The sequence below is a fragment of the Streptomyces sp. NPDC001832 genome (assembly GCF_040297265.1).
GTDB lineage: Bacteria > Actinomycetota > Actinomycetes > Streptomycetales > Streptomycetaceae > Streptomyces.
Genome location: NZ_JBEOYU010000010.1, coordinates 54,063 through 69,105, shown reverse-complemented (window position 1 = coordinate 69,105; position 15,043 = coordinate 54,063). Strand labels below are relative to the sequence as shown.

The window sequence follows — 15,043 nt, the reverse complement described above, 5'->3', positions numbered from 1 at the left end:
GCCGTTCCACCTCACGTCCGGACCCCGCCGTTCCAGGCCCTGTCCCCCAGCTTTTCACAGCCCGGCCGCGGGCCGTCGACAGCAGCAGGCAGGAGGCCGGTCAGCAGCCGTCGTATCCGGCGGTCGGCATGGAGAGCCTGCGGTGCACACTCGCCTTCGTGCGGGCGTTGTACGGCGGCTCGTCCAGTCCCGCGATCTCCAGCCGTACGCCGCGCCGCTGGCATTCCGCGGCGAACTCCGGCACCGAGGTGAGGGCCCGCGCCAGCACCCGGTCGTTGGCGGCGACGAAGAGTTCGACATCGCCGCTCTCGACATCCGTCCACAGGGCGTGGTGGTCGGGGCGCAGCCCGTAGAAACGCAGCTGCCGGGTGACAACGTATCCCTTGTCGGCGGCCCAGCGGGCGCACATGTCGTGCTGGCTGCGGGTGTCCACGAGGAACGGATCGCTGTCGAGCTCTTCGAGCGGTGTGAGACTGGCGATGGCCGCCACCCGTACGTTCGTTGCGTCCCCCATGGCCGTCCCCCGTGTCAGGCGTACCGGCGACCCTACCGGCTCCCGCACAAAAAAGCGCATGTCGGGACCGTAGGAGCGCGAAGTACGGACACGGAACGCCGGTGCGCCCCCGCCCCCGCCCCGCGGGCGGACGACGCTACTTTCGAAACACGCCCTAGGCTCGATGGCAGGGCCGGAAACAAGAATCCCAGGAACGAGGAGGCAACGCGTGCCGGTGGAAGTCACCTGGTGGGGTCATGCCACGTGCACCATCGAGGACTCCGGGGTCCGTGTGCTGACCGATCCGCTCTTCGTACGGCGCTTCGCGCATCTGCGCCGCCGCCGCGGCGAGCTGCCCGGCCCCGAGGCCGCCGTCGCCGATGTGGTGCTCGTCTCGCACCTGCACTCCGACCATCTGCATCTGCCGTCACTGGCCCGGCTCGCCCCCGGCAGCCGGCTGATCGTACCGGCGGGTGCGGTGCGCTCCGTGCCGGGGCTGCGGGTGCTGCGCTCGGTGCGCGGGCTGCAGATCACCGAGGTGGCACCGGGCGACGAGGTCCGGGTCGGCGAGGTGCGGGTACGGGCGGTTCCCGCACTGCACGACGGCAGGCGCCTGCCCATGGGCCCGCACCGCTCCCCCGCGCTCGGCTATGTGATCGAGGGCGAGGCACGGACGTATTTCGCCGGTGACACCGGGCTCTTCGACGGCATGGCCCAGGCGGTCGGTCCGGTGGATGTGGCGCTGCTGCCGGTGGGCGGATGGGGTCCGTATCTGGGCCGCAGTCATCTGGACGCCGGCCGGGCCGCGCAGGCGCTGGCCCGGCTGGCGCCGCAGTCGGCCGTGCCGGTGCACTACGGCACGTACTGGCCGATCGGAATGGCCGGAGTCAGGCCGCACGAGTTCCACGCACCTGGTGACGAGTTCGTCCGCAAGGCCGCGATGCTGGCGCCGGAGGTGGCGGTGCACCGGCTGTCCCACGGTGAGCATGTGCGGCCGGAGGCCGCAAGGTGATCCAGCAGGTCATGAGCCAGCTGCCCGCCGAGTCGACACAGCAGGTGGTCGGCTATCCGTCCCTGTTCCTGCTGGTGGCGCTGGGCGCGCTGGTGCCGGTGGTGCCGACGGGTGCGCTGGTGAGTTCGGCCGCGGTGGTGGCGCTGCATCAGTCGTCGCCGTTCTCGCTGCTGATCGTCTTCGGGGTGGCGTCGGCCGCGGCGCTCGTCGGCGATATCAGTCTGTACTGGCTCGGTCAGCGCGGGTTGCGTTCGAAGAACGGTTCGAAGTGGCTGCAGGCGATCAATGACCGTGCCGCTCCGGAGCGGCTGGCGCAGGCACAGCAGAAGCTGGACGAGCACGGTGCGGTGGTGCTCGTGCTGTCGAGGCTGATACCGGCGGGGCGGATTCCGGTGATGCTGGCCTGTCTGCTGGCCCGGATGCCGCTGCGCCGGTTCGCCCGTGGGGATGTGCCGGCCTGTCTGGCATGGGCGGCGACGTACCAGCTGATCGGCATTCTGGGCGGTTCGCTCTTCCCCGAGCCGTGGCAGGGTGTCATCGCGGCGGTGGGTGTGACGCTGCTGATCAGCGGGTTGCCAACGGTGTGGCGTCGGATGCGGGCTCAGTTCAGCCACTGACCGTGCGAGGCACTGCGCGGTTCGTCATCGGAGTTCGCCGAGCGCTCCTGCGAAAATGCTCAGGGCCCGAGCCACATGCGGCAATTCCAGGGGCGCCACAGCGGTGAGGGACTCCAGCTGCTGTTCCGGAGTCGACCCGAGGAGCGTCCCGGTGCCCAGCCGTACGCGCAGTGCCCCCAGTTCGTCGCCGAACCGGTGGCCGCCCGGCGCCGGTGCGCCGAGGCGCTCCGCCAGGTACTCCTCCAGTTCGAGGGAGTCCGAGACACCTCGGTTCGCGAGCCGGGATCTGAGCGGCCCGAGGTCGGCGTAGAGATGGCGGCCGGCCTGCGGGGGCCTCGCCAGCGCGCCCGATGCGAGAACCGCGCGGTGGGCCGCCGCCGCGAGCTGCGCCTGGAGCGCGGCGGCCCGGCGGACCCGGTCTGTGACGGAGTCCGGTTCGCGCAGCGCGTGGGCGGCGGCCATGGCGACGGGTCCCGCGACGTGCGCGCCGAGTGCGGTGAGGATGTCGAGCGTACGGGCATGGCGCACCGCCGCCCGCTCGGTGTCCGGAAATCGGGCGACCGCGACCGGCCAGGCGGACGGGGTCAGCGCACCGGCGAGATCGCAGACGACCGTGACATCGTCGGGGCACATTTCCGCCGGACTGAGCAGGACCGTGTCGTGCGGCCGGTGCAGGGTGTCACGCCAGGTCTCGTCGCTGACGATGTGCAGCCCTTCGGCGACTGCCGCCTCGCATGCCTCGCGCACGAGTTCCGGCGGGGCGACGGTGGCGGTCGGGTCGTCGACGACGGAGATCAGCAGCAGCCGGGGCCTGCCGCCTTCGGCGCGCACTCTGCGTACGGTCTCCAGCAGCGCGTACGGGTCGGGCACGCCGCCGCACTCGGCCGGGGTGGGCACACGGTAGGCGGGCCTGCCCAACAGCCGGGCCTGCGGGATCCAGGTGGCCGTGCAGGGGCGCGGCATGAGCACGTCGCCGCCGTGCGCGGCGATCAGCGCGAGCAGCAGCGGCGAGGCGCCCGGGGCGGCTGCGATGTTCTCCGGGCTGCCGTGCAGTCCGCGCCGCTCCCAGTAGGCGGTCGCGGCCTCGCGCAGGGCGTCGCCGCCGCCGGTCGGTTCGGGTTCGCTGCGGCCGGCCGCGGCGGCCAGCACCTCGGCCAGTTCGGGCAGAACAGGCAGACCGGGGTCGGGCGACGGCGGCCCGTACCGGACAGGGCCGCGGTCCTCCCGCACAGTACGCGCACCGCCCCCGGCCCGCTGCTTGCGCCCCGCCCGTCCGGTCTTCTCCCGCGCCATCCGGGCCTCCTTCGCCGCCGCCCCGTCGCCCCGTGCCAGGGTCTCGCACCCAGGGCCCTTTGTACTGAGGTGTACTCAGGGCCCTTTATACGAGGGTTCGACCGACCGCGCCCGCCCAGCGGAGCCGACGAGAGTCCCGCCCGGCATCCGGGAGGCGGGCTCAGCGCGCGAAGGCCGTGGCGGGCATCCCATGGCCGGCGTCCGGCAGCACCAGCAGCGAGCCGGACAGCGGATGCGGGGCGGCGAGCCCCGTGCGGGCCGAGGTGATGTAGAGGTCGCGCAGATCCGTACCGCCGAAGGCGCAGGCCGTCGGGCGCTGTACGGGGAGTTCGACGATCCGGTCCAGGGCACCGTCGGCCGTGTAGCGGCGCACCGCAGCGCCGTCCCACAGGGCGACCCAGACGGCTCCCGCGGCGTCGACCGTCAGCCCGTCGGGGAATCCCGCCCCCTGCTCAAGGGTGACGAACGGACGTCGGTTCACGACGTGTTGACCGTCGAAGTCGAAGACGTCGATACGGCGCGTGGGCGTGTCGATGAAGTACATCAGCCGCCCGTCCGGGCTCCACCCGATGCCGTTGCTGCAGGCCACAACGGGCAGCACCCGGGTGACCGCGCCATCGGGTGCGATGCGGGCGAGGCTGCCACCGGTCTCGCCGTCGTAGCGCATGGTGCCCGCCCACAGTGCCCCGTCCGGAGCGACCGCCGCGTCATTGCCGCGGCGTCCGGGCTCGGGTTCGTGGGCCAGCCAGTGAAAAGCGCCGTCGGGGTCGTACAGGCCGATGCCGTCGCGCAGATTGACCACAAGTCCGCCACCGGCGCGCGGCTTGGCGGCTCCGACGTGCTGTTCGGTGGCCATCACCGTACGGCGGCCGCTCACCGGGTCGTAGGTGTGAACGCGGGCCGAAATGATGTCGACCCAGATCAGCCGGCCGGTGACGGGATCCCAGGTCGGGCCCTCGCCGAGCTCGGCCTGCTCCTGTACGGCCACATCCAGGCGTGTGGTGGTCATTTCTGCCCGTGTCACCCGTCTCTCACATCCGGCACTCCGGTCGATGACCGGAACAACGAACACACGGTAGTCGGGTGGCACTTGCCGCGACGATGCCGATAATAAAGGCAGTCCATGTATCAAGACAGGGATCTCATAATTCGACATACGAGCGTACGGTGGCCGCACCGGTCAGCGCTTCGCGGTTCGCGTGTCGCGCTCTTCGAGAAAGGATCCACGGCCATGCCGAAGGAGACCGCCGTCTACACCCACGGCCACCACGAGTCGGTGCTGCGCTCGCACCGCTGGCGCACCGCCGCCAACTCCGCGGCGTATTTGATCGACGAGCTCCGCCCCGGCATGACCGTGCTGGATGTCGGCTGCGGACCGGGCACCATCACCGCGGATCTGGCCGCGCTCGTCGCCCCCGGCCGGGTGACCGCCGTCGACACCAACCAGGAGGTCCTGACGCAGGCAGCCGAGGTAGCGGCTGAACGCGGGCTGGACAACGTCGAGTTCACCACCGCCGATGTGCATGCCCTGGACTTCCCCGACGACTCGTTCGACGTCGTCCATGCCCATCAGGTGCTCCAGCACGTGGGCGACCCGGTGCAGGCGCTGCGCGAGATGCGGCGCGTCTGCCGCCCCGGCGGCGTCGTCGCGGCCCGCGACAGCGACTACGCGGCGATGACCTGGTACCCCGGGGTATCGGGCATGGACGCCTGGCAGGAGCTGTACGGGCGGGTGGCCCGAGCCAACGGCGGCGAGCCGGACGCGGGCCGCCGGCTGCTCTCCTGGGCCCGCCGGGCCGGCTTCACCGACATCACCCCGACCGCCGCCAACTGGTGCTTCGCCACCCCGGAGAGCCGCGAGTGGTGGAGCGGCCTGTGGGCGGACCGCACGGTCAGCTCGGTGTACGCGAAGCTGGCCGTGGACGGCGGTCACGCGAGCACCGAGGAGCTGGCCGCGATCGCCGCGGCCTGGCGCGAGTGGGGCGCGCAGGACGACGCCTGGTTCATGGTCCCGCACGGCGAGGTGCTCTGCCGGGCCTGAGCACCGCCAACTACCCTTGTACTCATGGACATTCTGGGAACCACGCTGCGTATCTGCGTCGACGACCTGGAGGCCGCGGTGGCCTTCTACGAGGACCTCACGGCCAGTTCTGCGCTGCGCTTCGAGCGCGGCGGAGTCTCGGTCGCCGCGATCAGCTGCTTTCTGCTGATGAGCGGGCCGGAGTCGGAGCTGGAGATCCTGCGCAAGGTGACGGCGACGATCGCGGTCAAGGATGTCGACGCAGCACATGCCTCCCTCACCCGCGTCGGCGCCCGGATTCTCGCGGGCCCGGTGGAGACGCCGGTGGGCCGCAATCTGATCGCGGTGCATCCGGACGGCTCGGTCTTCGAGTACGTCGACCGGAATCCGGCCGTCTGACCCGCGCCGGTGGAAGTGGGCGCGGGCCCGACGGACTTCGTTGTCAAGTCCTGGGGCGCATCCGGTAGTTGTACCTGTCCGGCAGCGGCTCGTCGGTGAGCTCGGCCCACACCTCGTCCAGGACTTCCGCGCCCTCACGCAGATCCGCGACCTCGAAGCCTTCGTCGAACACGGCCCGGGCGGCGGCGCGGTCGCCCTCGGCGATCAGCAGCCGGGCCTCCAACAGGCGGAAGCGGCCGCGCTGTCGGACGGCCGGGGGCAGTCCGGTCCACACCGTCCGGACCGCTTCGGGGCGCCCCGCCGTCAGCAGTGCCTCCATCGCCTCGCGGCCGAGCGCCACCGTGGCGGACGTCCAGGCGTCACCGTCGTCGCGACGTTCCGCGCACAGGTCGTCGAACGCCTCGGTGTAGAGGTCGGCCGCCCGGTCCCACTGGCCGCCCTCCTCGGCGGCGACGGCGAGGCAGCGCAATAGCGGCCAGCGGGACGCGGCGAGGACCAGTCCGCGTTCCCAGCTGCGGACCGCCTGGGCGCGGTCGCCGGCGTGCCACTGGGCGACACCGAGGTGGTACTCCGTGAGCGGTTCGGCAGAGGCCGTCTCCAGCATGTCGCGCCAGTGCGGGGAGACCAGGGACGGGCCGGGCGGGGCCACCCTGCGCGGTTCGGGGAAGGCGCCCTGGTCCAGCAACTCCAGCCAGGGTGCCTGTTGTTCACCGAGGGTGGACTCGGCGAACGGTGTGCCGGGAAGCCGGTACTTGCCGCGCCGGACTTCGAGAGCACCCCAGCCGGAGCCGGTGGCGAGCGACTCACCGGGCTCGATGTCGGCGCAGGGGCGCCATGCGGCGTACGCGGCGTCGACATCGGCGCGCGGCAGCACCTCGGCGAGCCGCCGCTCGGTCTCGGCGCGGGCTACCGCCCAGTCGTCGCCGTGCACGGCCCGTGGGTCCGCGGACAGCGGCCCGTACGACTCCAGCCAGCTGAACTCGGCGCCCGGTTCGAGGGGGATGTGTTCCAGCTGAGTACGGGCGAGTCCGGCCTGGATCTCGGCATATCCGATGGTGCCGGGCTCGGTGAGCCACTCCTGCCAGTGCCGCCCGCCCGGGCCGCTGCCCCACAGGAACAGCTTTCGGCCGCGCAGCAGATCGGTCGACGTCTGGACGACTCCGTGGCCGTCCCCGTCCAGGGAGGCGATCCAGCGACGGGCGCCTTCGGGCACCTCGTAGAAGTATTCGGCGGGGAAGTCGCTGCGCAGCGGGTACGTACGGTCGACGCATCCGGTCTCGGGGACCGGGACCCGGGTCAGGGTCCGTTCGTAGCCGAAGTGCCATGCCTCGTCGGCCGGGGCCAGGACGCGGGTGTGTTCGCCCTCGGGCACGGCGATGTTGGACCACCAGTAGACGGGTGCGGTGTGCTCGTGCGGGTTGCGTATCCGTACGCCTACGTGCAGGAAGTCGGAGTCTTCGGGCAGCCAGAGATCCACCTGGAACGGCAGGTCGCGCAGCCGCTCCCACTCCCAGAGGCGGACCATTTCACCGCCGTCGGGTGCGGGCACCCGGGCGGCGTGCACCGGGGCGCAGGACAGGGTGGTGTGGCCTGTGGCGCCGATGTTCCATTCGATGCCTCCGGAGAACCAGGCACCGTTGAGTGCGAAGTCGGCGGGCTGCAGGACGGGATTGGTGTAGAGGAGTTCGCGGCCGGTCGGCTTGTGGCGGAGGGAGTGGATGCGGCCGCCGAGTCCGGGCAGGACGGTGGCCCGCAGCCGTTCGTTCTCGATGATGATCGCGTCCAGGCCGGTGGGGGTGCGTTCGCGCCCGTACCCGTCGAGGATGCGCACCGGAAGCACGGTGGCCAGTGGTTCGTAGCCGATCTGGCGCGCCATGTCACGTGGCAGTCCGGCCCGGTCGCGGTCGTCGACGACATGCATCTCGTCGAGCGGCCGCAGTGCGGGCAGCGGATTCTCCGTGCCCAGTGGTGCGGCAGGCAGAGTCAGTACGGCACGTCGTACGGTCGTGGCCAAGGCAACCTCGCTCCCTCGCGCGGGCCGCCGCAGGTCCGGGCGCCCCCGATGACCATGGAACACGCTGGACAGCGGCCCGGCCAGGGGCGTCGCTGTCAGACTTCGGCAAAAGTCCGGAAGATCACGGGGAAGGCGCCCGAGGACGCCGCCCCACAATAATTCGGATGCGTACGACCACCGCCTCCGTAACCTTGGTCCTCGACGGTTCACAAGCGGAATGCGGAGCGGGAAACACGATGAGCACGCAGCACACCTACCGAGTGATCGTGCGCGGTACCTGGGACGGTCTGACGGACGAGGCGCGCGCCCGGCTCCTGTCCGATGTGGATCTGCACGGCCTGAGTGCGATGCAGTTCACCGAGGAGGGCTCGCTGACGTACGACCGTGTGCTCAAGCATTTCAGCTTCCGGTTCGTGGTCGTGTCGGACGCCGAGGACGGCGAGGAGATGGCGTCCGCGATCGCGGAGGACCGGGCCGAGACGCTGCTGAAGGAGCAGGGGTACGGCCATGGCGAGCTGCGGTCCACGGCGACGGACATGGACACCATGAAGATCAACTACAAGGGTCGGCAGACGTCAGGGGCGGCATGACGGCGGGCCGATGACTGCTAAAGGAGCGCTGACCAGGTATTTCTCTACTTTCAGCTCTGTCACGGGCTTACCGGGTTGCACGCCGGATCGTCCCGCGAAAGTCCCTTTGACAGAGCTGAAAGTCCCTGAAAAGTCCCTGGCTCAGCCCGCTTCTGGGTAGCGGAATCGAGGTGGAAACAACGACTCCGCAGCCCTCTGGACACCTCCGGCAGCACTGGCTCTCGCGGCGCAGAGGGCGCGGGCTCGTGAACTATGGGTTCGCCGGGGATCCAATGCTGGGCATGATGACTGTCAGGAATATCTGCTGGTCAAGCTGATGATCACCGACGGGTTGAGGACGCGGCGCGACCTACGATGACGAGCATGGAACCAGCGCCCAACCTCGTCCACCTGGACAGATCCTTCATCAACTTCCGAGACTTCGACTTCGGCGAGGGCTCCCATCATGGCTACCGCTGGGTCGATGCCAAGCATTTCCAGCTGTCGCCCGAGGTGCCGGACGACCGAGACGCGCTGGCGGCCTTGATCTCACACCCTCAGTTCCGGGACACCTACGACGGAGCCGGCGTCCAAGACTGGCCGCGGCACGGTCAGTGGTGGCTTGACCGCATCACTCCTGACACCTATGAGGCCGTCGATGCGGCGACAGTAGTCGACGTCATCCACTCCTGGGCCAATCAGCATGGAAACGTCCCAGAATCACTCGCATCACGCCTGCGTCAAGAGATCTACGCCCCGATCCGCAAGGCAACCAGCAGATACCTGCTGGGACAGCTTCCGGAAGACGCGTTCCACGACTACGGCCCCATCCACATCGACTACCACGAACTCGTCCTCATCGACCGCCCTGCGGGGACCCTCGAACTCCTCGTCGCAGCCGACGACTGACGCTGCGACGATCACCGCAACCGGCGCTTGAAGCGGGGGCATTCGGACAGTTCCAATACCCGACTCCACCATTGTCGCGTCCGGGCGGGGCTCAGGCCGAACTTCTGGCCGAGGTCAACAAGCACGAGAGCAAGCGCGACCTCCACCTGGTCCTGGAGGAGTTCCGAAATTACGAGCTGGGCGTCCTGCCCGCCGGTCCTGGCGCCCGCAGCCTCACGGAGTTCTTCGCCAGCATCGACGCCCGGGTCGGTACGTCCCCGACCGCAACCAGATCCCTGCCCGCACCATCATGATGACCGGCGCCGCAGTCCTCGTCGGCGGCACGACCGCCGCGGTGACGCTCATCGCGACCGGCCTCGCCACCTGGACCGGCACGGCGATCGTCTGGACCGTGATCGGCATCGGCATGGCACTGCTTATCACCCCGACCGGCAGGTCCTGCGCGCCTCCGTCGGACGGAACGCCATCCCCGAGGCATTCGCGGCCCAGTTCTCCCTGTCGCACCTGGCCTGGCTCATCACCTACCCCATCGCGGGATGGCTCAGCACGAACGCCGACTTCACCCTCGCCTGGTCCGTCCTCGCAGTCCTCGCCGGGGCGGGAGCGATCGGCGCCCTCCTCCTGTGGCCGCGCCACGACGAACGAGGAACCGTCAGGACCACGCCCGCGCCACTTGCCCAGCACATGCCTGGCAAGGACCGGTCCATCCTCTCCAAGGCCGCGTGAAGCGCCGCGTACAGCGCTCTGACCATCTGCGTCGCGCACACACGCTGCTGGCCGGACACACCGATTCCCGAGAAGGCCGTGACCTCTGTCCCGCTCCGCGCGGGCGGCCACGGCCTTCTCGGGTGTCGGCGCCGCCATCGCCGTCCTCAGCGTCGTGGCTACGCTCGCCCGGCTCCTGGGCCACGTCCCCGCTCTCGTCCTGGTCGCGCGACGTACCTCGCCGAAGGTCGTGGTCACCGCGAACGGCGGACCTGATGCCTGATGGCTTGCGGAGAACATGGCCGTGGACACCGACGCGCTGGTGGCCGCGGTGCGCCGGGCCAGTCTGTACGAGGCTCAGCCAGTCGGCTGAGACAGAGTGAGGAACGGCCTGGCCAGGACCCCGGCCAGGCCGTTCTCCGTAGGTGTCCCGGTCTACTTGAGGTAGCCGAGGACGGTCATCATCCCTGACTCGGCGTGGTAGACGTTGTGGCAGTGGATCATCCAGAGCCCGGGGTTGTCGGCGTCGAAGTCGACGTCGAGCCGCTTCCCCGGCAGCACGATCGAGGTGTCCTTCCGTGCGCCGCCGTCGGCGAGCGCGTACGTGTGGCCATGCAGGTGCATGGGGTGCCACATCGTCGTGTTGTTCACGAACGACAGTCGTACGCGCTCGCCGGAGCGAGCCGCGTAGCGCTCGGCGGGGTCGTACTTCTTGCCGTTGATGGCCCAGTCGTACTTCATCATCGAGCCGGTGAGTTTGACCTCGATCGTCCGGTCCGGGCGCCCGGGCTCAAGCCGTACGGGCTCGGCTGCCTTCAGCTGACCGCCATGAACGACCTTCCCGTCGAGCTCCTTCGGGCGTACGGAGGCGGTAGGCGCAGCGCCGCCGCCGGTGCGCAGGACGGCGAGGGCAGAGCGGCGTTTGCCCTCGGCGAGCGCGGTGAGCGGGAAGGTGCCATCCCCGACGGTCACGACGGCGTCGATGCGCTCGCCCATACCTAGCAGGAGTGCGTCGGCCTGCGTCTGTTCGACGGGGAAGCCGTCAGTGTGCGTGACGGTGAGCTTGTGGCCGCCGAGGGCAATACGGAAAGCAGTGTCGCCGCCGGCGTTGATGATCCGGAGCCTGATCCGGTCGCCGGGCCGGGCCGTGAAGGTCTGCGGCTTGTCCGGCGTCCGGCCATTGATCAGGTAGTACGGGTACCCGACGTCTCCGGCGTCGCCGCCGAGCAGGTCGCTCGTTGCGCCCATGAGCATCCGGGAGGGACCAGAGGGCTTCGGCGAGGGGGACTTCCGGGTGGTCATCGACATATTCGACATGTCGTGGCCCTCCATGCCGCCCGATCCCCCGTGGTCCATGTCTCCCATACCCCTGCTCAGCTCGGCAAGCACGGCGTCCGGAGTGGAACCGTCGACGCCATCGACCCAGTCGTCGAGGACGATCACCCACTCCTTGTCGTACTTGAGCGGTTCCCTGGGATCTTCGACGATCAGTGGGGCGTACAGGCCGCGGTCCTGCTGAACGCCGGAGTGCGGATGGAACCAGTAGGTGCCGGGGTGGGAGACCGCGAAGCGGTAGTCGAAGGAGCCACCCGGCTTGATGTCGCGCTGAGTGAGACCGGGGACACCGTCCATGTCGTTGCGCAGGGCGAGTCCGTGCCAGTGGACGGAGGTGGCCTCGGGAAGGTTGTTCGCGAGGGTGAGCGTCAAGGTGTCGCCGGCGGCGACCCTGATTTCCTTGCCGGGGAGGTCGTCCCCGTACGCCCATGACCGGACGGTGAGTCCTGCGCCGAGGTCGAGCGGGGTCTCGACGGCGGTCAGTTTGAACCGCCGTTCCGGGCCTGGCTTGCGGAGTGCTTCGGTCGCGGCGACCTCCTTGCTGTCCGGGCTGAGGTAGTCGGCGCTCGACGATATTCCACCCCCGACGGAGGAGTGGTCCATATCGCTCATGGAACCTGAGCAGGCGGTCAGCAGACTGGTGCCGGCGGCGGCGAGGCCGGCGCCGAGGACGGTACGACGGGTGAGTCGGGACATGACTGTGAAACCTCTTGAGGTGGTCGTTGCATGATCAAGGCTTTTCGCTCACGACGTGGAGCGGCCGGTCTGCCTATATACGCAACAACGAGAGGCGGGTCAGCAGGGACTTGGGCGACTCGGGCGGTGGGATCACGCAGAGGGCATAGGCAAGCCGCATGGAAGTCGGCGGCTCGTCGGCTGCACAGCGTCGGCCTCGGCGTACGAGCGCGCCACGGACCACCAGTACGATGCCGACCCCGGCGCCAAGCACCGCCAGGCACACGCCCGCGAAGCCGACCCCGTGCGCGGGGGCGGGATCAGGGTGCGGGGCGTGGCCGGCGTCGGCCACCACATGCTCCATTGCGGCGGCCACATGCCCGCCTGATACGTGCGTGGCATCCACATGCTCGCCGGGGTGGCCGAGACCGTGCATCAGCACGATGCCGACGAGCAGCGCGACGGCGAGTACAAATCGACCCCACCATGTCGCAGCCCTCGGGCGCCTCGTCACCTCGGATTCCACCCACTCATCATACGGCGAGGGGGTATGCGGTGCGTTAGTGGGAGCGGGTGCCTTTGGCGACCATGGACCGGGTCACGCTGCACCTCGGACCCGCCCCCCTCACACGGGACGCCCGTCTGCAACTCGCCCGGATGCTGGCGCGTTCGGCCGCAGGCTTGAGCTCGCTTCGCCCGGGTGAGCAGGGATCCCTGCCAGACGGCGCAGTCGCCAGACAAGGAGCTCATTTCCTGAAATGGGCACATTCGGACGGGATGGCCGGAACATGAGCCGAGGGCGATTCCTCAGCCTTCCGGCCTTCGGGCGACGCCGATGACGCACGGCGAGCTGGGCGTTGTACGACCGTTGACGAGGAAGTCGAAGTGCCGTGCCTGCTCAATCGTGAATCCGGCGTCCATGATGGCCCGTTCGCTGTCCCGGTCGAGGTTGCAGCCTCCGCCGAGCAGTGGCCAAACGATGTTGATCCTGCGTTGCTTCCTCGCGAACCGGGGGTCGGATGAGCGGATGTGCTCGTAGAAGTACAGCCGACCGCCGGGCCGCAGTACGCGAGCAGCCTCGGCCAGCGCCCCTTCGACATCGGCGATGCTGCACAGGACGAGCGAGACGACCACGCCGTCGAAGGACCCATCCGCCACTGGCAGATTCTCCGCCCGGCCCTCGCGGACCTCTACGGGAATGGATGAGTCGGCCGCCGCCCGCGTGGCGAGTGCCCGCAGTCGTGGCTCAGGTTCCACCGCGATGACCTTGCCCACGTGCGCTGGGTAATGCGGGAAGTTGGCTCCGGTTCCGGCGCCGACCTCGACGACACAACCCTTGGTGTGGGCGAGCAGCTCTTTGCGGTGCTCCACAGCGCCATGGGCTTCTGCGTAGGCGTTGATCTTCGGATAGATCCGCGCGAAGAGCGGGTGTCGCAGTCGTGACTGTCTGGCGGTAGCAGTGGACATGACGCAGCTTCCCTCGGTGGGTGACAACCTCAAGCTACTGTCCGCAGATTAAGGTGCCGGAGCTGCTTGAGTCAGTCCTTCGCCGACTTTCCGAGAGCTCGATTATCCTCGACGCGGCCGTAGCGCCAGATGAGCGTTGACCGAACAGATAGAAGAACCCCCGTCCCGCTCCCTCACCGTGTGCTTTCGGCCAGCCTCACCTCAACGGGCCTGCACATGTGGGGTTGTGTGTACGTTAAATGAGGCTCAGCAGTTTTGGGGTGGGCCGTGCGGGCTTCAACAAGCTCGAACAGAAAGAGGGGCGTATGGTCGCCGGGCAACCGGCTCGATGGCGCAGGCTGTCGGTGCTCGTGGCTCTGATGTTGGCCGCCTTCACGTTCAATACCGCGGAGAATCTGCCGATCGGCCTCCTGGAACTCATCTCCCGGGGCTTAGACGTATCCCCGTCGTCGGTCGGCTACCTGGTCACCGGCTACGGCGTGACGGTCGCCGTGGTGTCCCTGCCCTTGGCCCACGCCACGCGGGCCACGCCCCGGCGCCAGGTGCTGACCGGGCTGCTGACCGGGCTCGTCGTGTCCAGCTTGATGTCGGCGCTGGCCACCTCGTACGGGATGCTGCTCGTCGCCCGGCTGCTGACCGCACTCGCCCAGGCCCTGTTCTGGGCGGTCATGGGGCCGGTCGCGGTGAGCCTGTTCGCGCCCGAGGTCCGCGGGCGGGTAGTCGGGGTACTGTCCGTCGCCGGCTCGCTCGCACTGGTGCTCGGTGTCCCCGCCGGGACCTGGCTGGGCCAGCACAGCGACTGGCCGGTGCCGCTCGGGGTACTGGCGGGCCTGGGAGTCCTCTCCCTCCTCATGATCGCCGTGCTGCTGCCGACATCGCGCCCGGAGGAGGGGCACGCCGCGTACGGCACCACTCCCGACACCCGCCGGTTCGGGATCGTCCTCGCGACCACCGCCCTGTCCGTCACCGGGGCGTTCGCGGGATACACATACATCGTGAAGTTCCTGGGCGAGGTGAGCGGGTTCTCCCAGGGCACGGTCAGCGCGCTGCTGGCGGTCTCCGGTGTCTCGGGCGTGGTCGGGGTGAGCATCACCGGGGCACTGCTGGACCGCCACCCGCGTGGCACCCTCACGACCGCCGTGGCTACCCAGGCGGCGGGGTTGCTCGGCCTGTACGCGGCCGGCTCCACTCCGGGGGCGGCGGTAGCGTTCCTGGCTCTGCTGGGCGGTTCGCTCGGGCCTGTGTTCATGGCCACCCAGAACGAGATGCTGCGCTGCGCGCCGGGCCGCACGGAAATCGCCCTCGCGGCCAACTCCGGTGCCTACAACGCCGGTATCGCGGCGGGCGCCGCACTCGGCGGCCTGGTCCTGCCGCTCACCGGGGTACGCGGCACCTTCGTCGTGGGCGGACTGCTGACCGTTGGCGCCTGCGCGGTGGTGCTTGGCGAGCGGCTGATGCGGCCTTCGGCGAGGGCAGCACAGGAGGCCCGCCCGGACCCGTCAACGCAGGACAGCGTCGTCGAGCGCGGCTGAGCC

15 protein-coding genes are annotated in these 15,043 nt (G+C 69.5%); 8 read left to right on the top strand and 7 right to left on the bottom strand.

The window, feature by feature from the left end; translation table 11 throughout:
• Positions 1-100 precede the first annotated feature (100 nt).
• Positions 101-514, bottom strand: a complete 414-nt coding sequence (locus ABT115_RS11145) for a hypothetical protein (RefSeq protein ID WP_351786817.1) — start codon at positions 512-514, stop codon at positions 101-103.
• A 208-nt stretch (positions 515-722) separates the two neighbouring features.
• Between ABT115_RS11145 and ABT115_RS11140 the strand changes: the two genes are divergently transcribed.
• Positions 723-1,505 carry an MBL fold metallo-hydrolase gene (locus ABT115_RS11140; protein ID WP_351786814.1) on the top strand — a complete coding sequence of 261 codons (783 nt, stop codon included), beginning with the start codon at positions 723-725 and terminating at the stop codon, positions 1,503-1,505.
• A gap of 11 nt (positions 1,506-1,516) precedes the next feature.
• Positions 1,517-2,122 (top strand): DedA family protein, encoded by a 606-nt coding sequence (locus ABT115_RS11135; protein WP_502969068.1) that lies wholly within the window; start codon positions 1,517-1,519, stop codon positions 2,120-2,122.
• Between the two features lie 24 nt (positions 2,123-2,146).
• On the opposite strand, the gene ABT115_RS11130 is transcribed toward ABT115_RS11135, so the two are convergent.
• A complete protein-coding gene (locus ABT115_RS11130) occupies positions 2,147-3,415 on the bottom strand; it encodes an aminotransferase class I/II-fold pyridoxal phosphate-dependent enzyme (protein ID WP_351786808.1) in 1,269 nt (422 codons plus the stop codon).
• A gap of 160 nt (positions 3,416-3,575) precedes the next feature.
• Positions 3,576-4,424, bottom strand: a complete 849-nt coding sequence (locus ABT115_RS11125; protein ID WP_351786805.1) for an SMP-30/gluconolactonase/LRE family protein — start codon at positions 4,422-4,424, stop codon at positions 3,576-3,578.
• Between the two features lie 222 nt (positions 4,425-4,646).
• Between ABT115_RS11125 and ABT115_RS11120 the strand changes: the two genes are divergently transcribed.
• Positions 4,647-5,456: a class I SAM-dependent methyltransferase gene (locus ABT115_RS11120; protein WP_351786802.1), complete on the top strand. Its 810-nt coding sequence runs from the start codon at positions 4,647-4,649 to the stop codon at positions 5,454-5,456.
• A 24-nt stretch (positions 5,457-5,480) separates the two neighbouring features.
• Positions 5,481-5,834, top strand: a complete 354-nt coding sequence (locus ABT115_RS11115; protein ID WP_351786799.1) for a VOC family protein — start codon at positions 5,481-5,483, stop codon at positions 5,832-5,834.
• Positions 5,835-5,877: 43 nt separating this feature from the next.
• Here ABT115_RS11115 and ABT115_RS11110 read toward each other — a convergent pair whose 3' ends face one another.
• Positions 5,878-7,848, bottom strand: a complete 1,971-nt coding sequence (locus ABT115_RS11110; RefSeq protein ID WP_351786796.1) for a DUF5107 domain-containing protein — start codon at positions 7,846-7,848, stop codon at positions 5,878-5,880.
• A 236-nt stretch (positions 7,849-8,084) separates the two neighbouring features.
• Here ABT115_RS11110 and ABT115_RS11105 point away from each other — a divergent pair, with 236 nt between their 5' ends.
• The 3 genes from ABT115_RS11105 (at position 8,085) to ABT115_RS11095 (ending at position 9,619) form a co-directional block, all read left to right on the top strand.
• Positions 8,085-8,438 carry a DUF6204 family protein gene (locus ABT115_RS11105; RefSeq protein WP_351786793.1) on the top strand — a complete coding sequence of 118 codons (354 nt, stop codon included), beginning with the start codon at positions 8,085-8,087 and terminating at the stop codon, positions 8,436-8,438.
• A gap of 363 nt (positions 8,439-8,801) precedes the next feature.
• Entirely contained in the window at positions 8,802-9,326 is a 525-nt protein-coding gene (locus tag ABT115_RS11100; RefSeq protein WP_351786790.1) for a hypothetical protein, read from the top strand.
• Between the two features lie 71 nt (positions 9,327-9,397).
• On the top strand, positions 9,398-9,619 hold the full coding sequence (locus ABT115_RS11095; protein WP_351786787.1) for a hypothetical protein: 222 nt from the start codon (positions 9,398-9,400) through the stop codon (positions 9,617-9,619).
• A gap of 847 nt (positions 9,620-10,466) precedes the next feature.
• Here ABT115_RS11095 and ABT115_RS11090 read toward each other — a convergent pair.
• From ABT115_RS11090 to ABT115_RS11080, 3 genes are all read right to left on the bottom strand, one after another.
• Entirely contained in the window at positions 10,467-12,062 is a 1,596-nt protein-coding gene (locus tag ABT115_RS11090) for a multicopper oxidase family protein (RefSeq protein ID WP_351786784.1), read from the bottom strand.
• A 73-nt stretch (positions 12,063-12,135) separates the two neighbouring features.
• On the bottom strand, positions 12,136-12,567 hold the full coding sequence (locus ABT115_RS11085) for a DUF6153 family protein (RefSeq protein ID WP_351786781.1): 432 nt from the start codon (positions 12,565-12,567) through the stop codon (positions 12,136-12,138).
• Between the two features lie 281 nt (positions 12,568-12,848).
• On the bottom strand, positions 12,849-13,508 hold the full coding sequence (locus ABT115_RS11080; RefSeq protein WP_351786778.1) for a class I SAM-dependent methyltransferase: 660 nt from the start codon (positions 13,506-13,508) through the stop codon (positions 12,849-12,851).
• A gap of 359 nt (positions 13,509-13,867) precedes the next feature.
• Between ABT115_RS11080 and ABT115_RS11075 the strand changes: the two genes are divergently transcribed.
• Positions 13,868-15,040, top strand: coding sequence for an MFS transporter (locus ABT115_RS11075; protein WP_351787099.1), 1,173 nt, complete (start codon positions 13,868-13,870; stop codon positions 15,038-15,040).
• Positions 15,041-15,043: the final 3 nt, after the last annotated feature.

Coding starts and splice junctions, on each gene's coding strand:
- ABT115_RS11135 (WP_502969068.1), top strand. CDS start 1,517: ATGAGCCAGCTGCCCGCCGAGTCGACACAGCAGGTGGTCGGCTATCCG.
- ABT115_RS11080 (WP_351786778.1), bottom strand. CDS start 13,508: ATGTCCACTGCTACCGCCAGACAGTCACGACTGCGACACCCGCTCTTC.
- ABT115_RS11130 (WP_351786808.1), bottom strand. CDS start 3,415: ATGGCGCGGGAGAAGACCGGACGGGCGGGGCGCAAGCAGCGGGCCGGG.
- ABT115_RS11115 (WP_351786799.1), top strand. CDS start 5,481: ATGGACATTCTGGGAACCACGCTGCGTATCTGCGTCGACGACCTGGAG.
- ABT115_RS11075 (WP_351787099.1), top strand. CDS start 13,868: ATGTTGGCCGCCTTCACGTTCAATACCGCGGAGAATCTGCCGATCGGC.
- ABT115_RS11105 (WP_351786793.1), top strand. CDS start 8,085: ATGAGCACGCAGCACACCTACCGAGTGATCGTGCGCGGTACCTGGGAC.
- ABT115_RS11090 (WP_351786784.1), bottom strand. CDS start 12,062: ATGTCCCGACTCACCCGTCGTACCGTCCTCGGCGCCGGCCTCGCCGCC.
- ABT115_RS11100 (WP_351786790.1), top strand. CDS start 8,802: ATGGAACCAGCGCCCAACCTCGTCCACCTGGACAGATCCTTCATCAAC.
- ABT115_RS11145 (WP_351786817.1), bottom strand. CDS start 514: ATGGGGGACGCAACGAACGTACGGGTGGCGGCCATCGCCAGTCTCACA.
- ABT115_RS11125 (WP_351786805.1), bottom strand. CDS start 4,424: ATGACCACCACACGCCTGGATGTGGCCGTACAGGAGCAGGCCGAGCTC.
- ABT115_RS11120 (WP_351786802.1), top strand. CDS start 4,647: ATGCCGAAGGAGACCGCCGTCTACACCCACGGCCACCACGAGTCGGTG.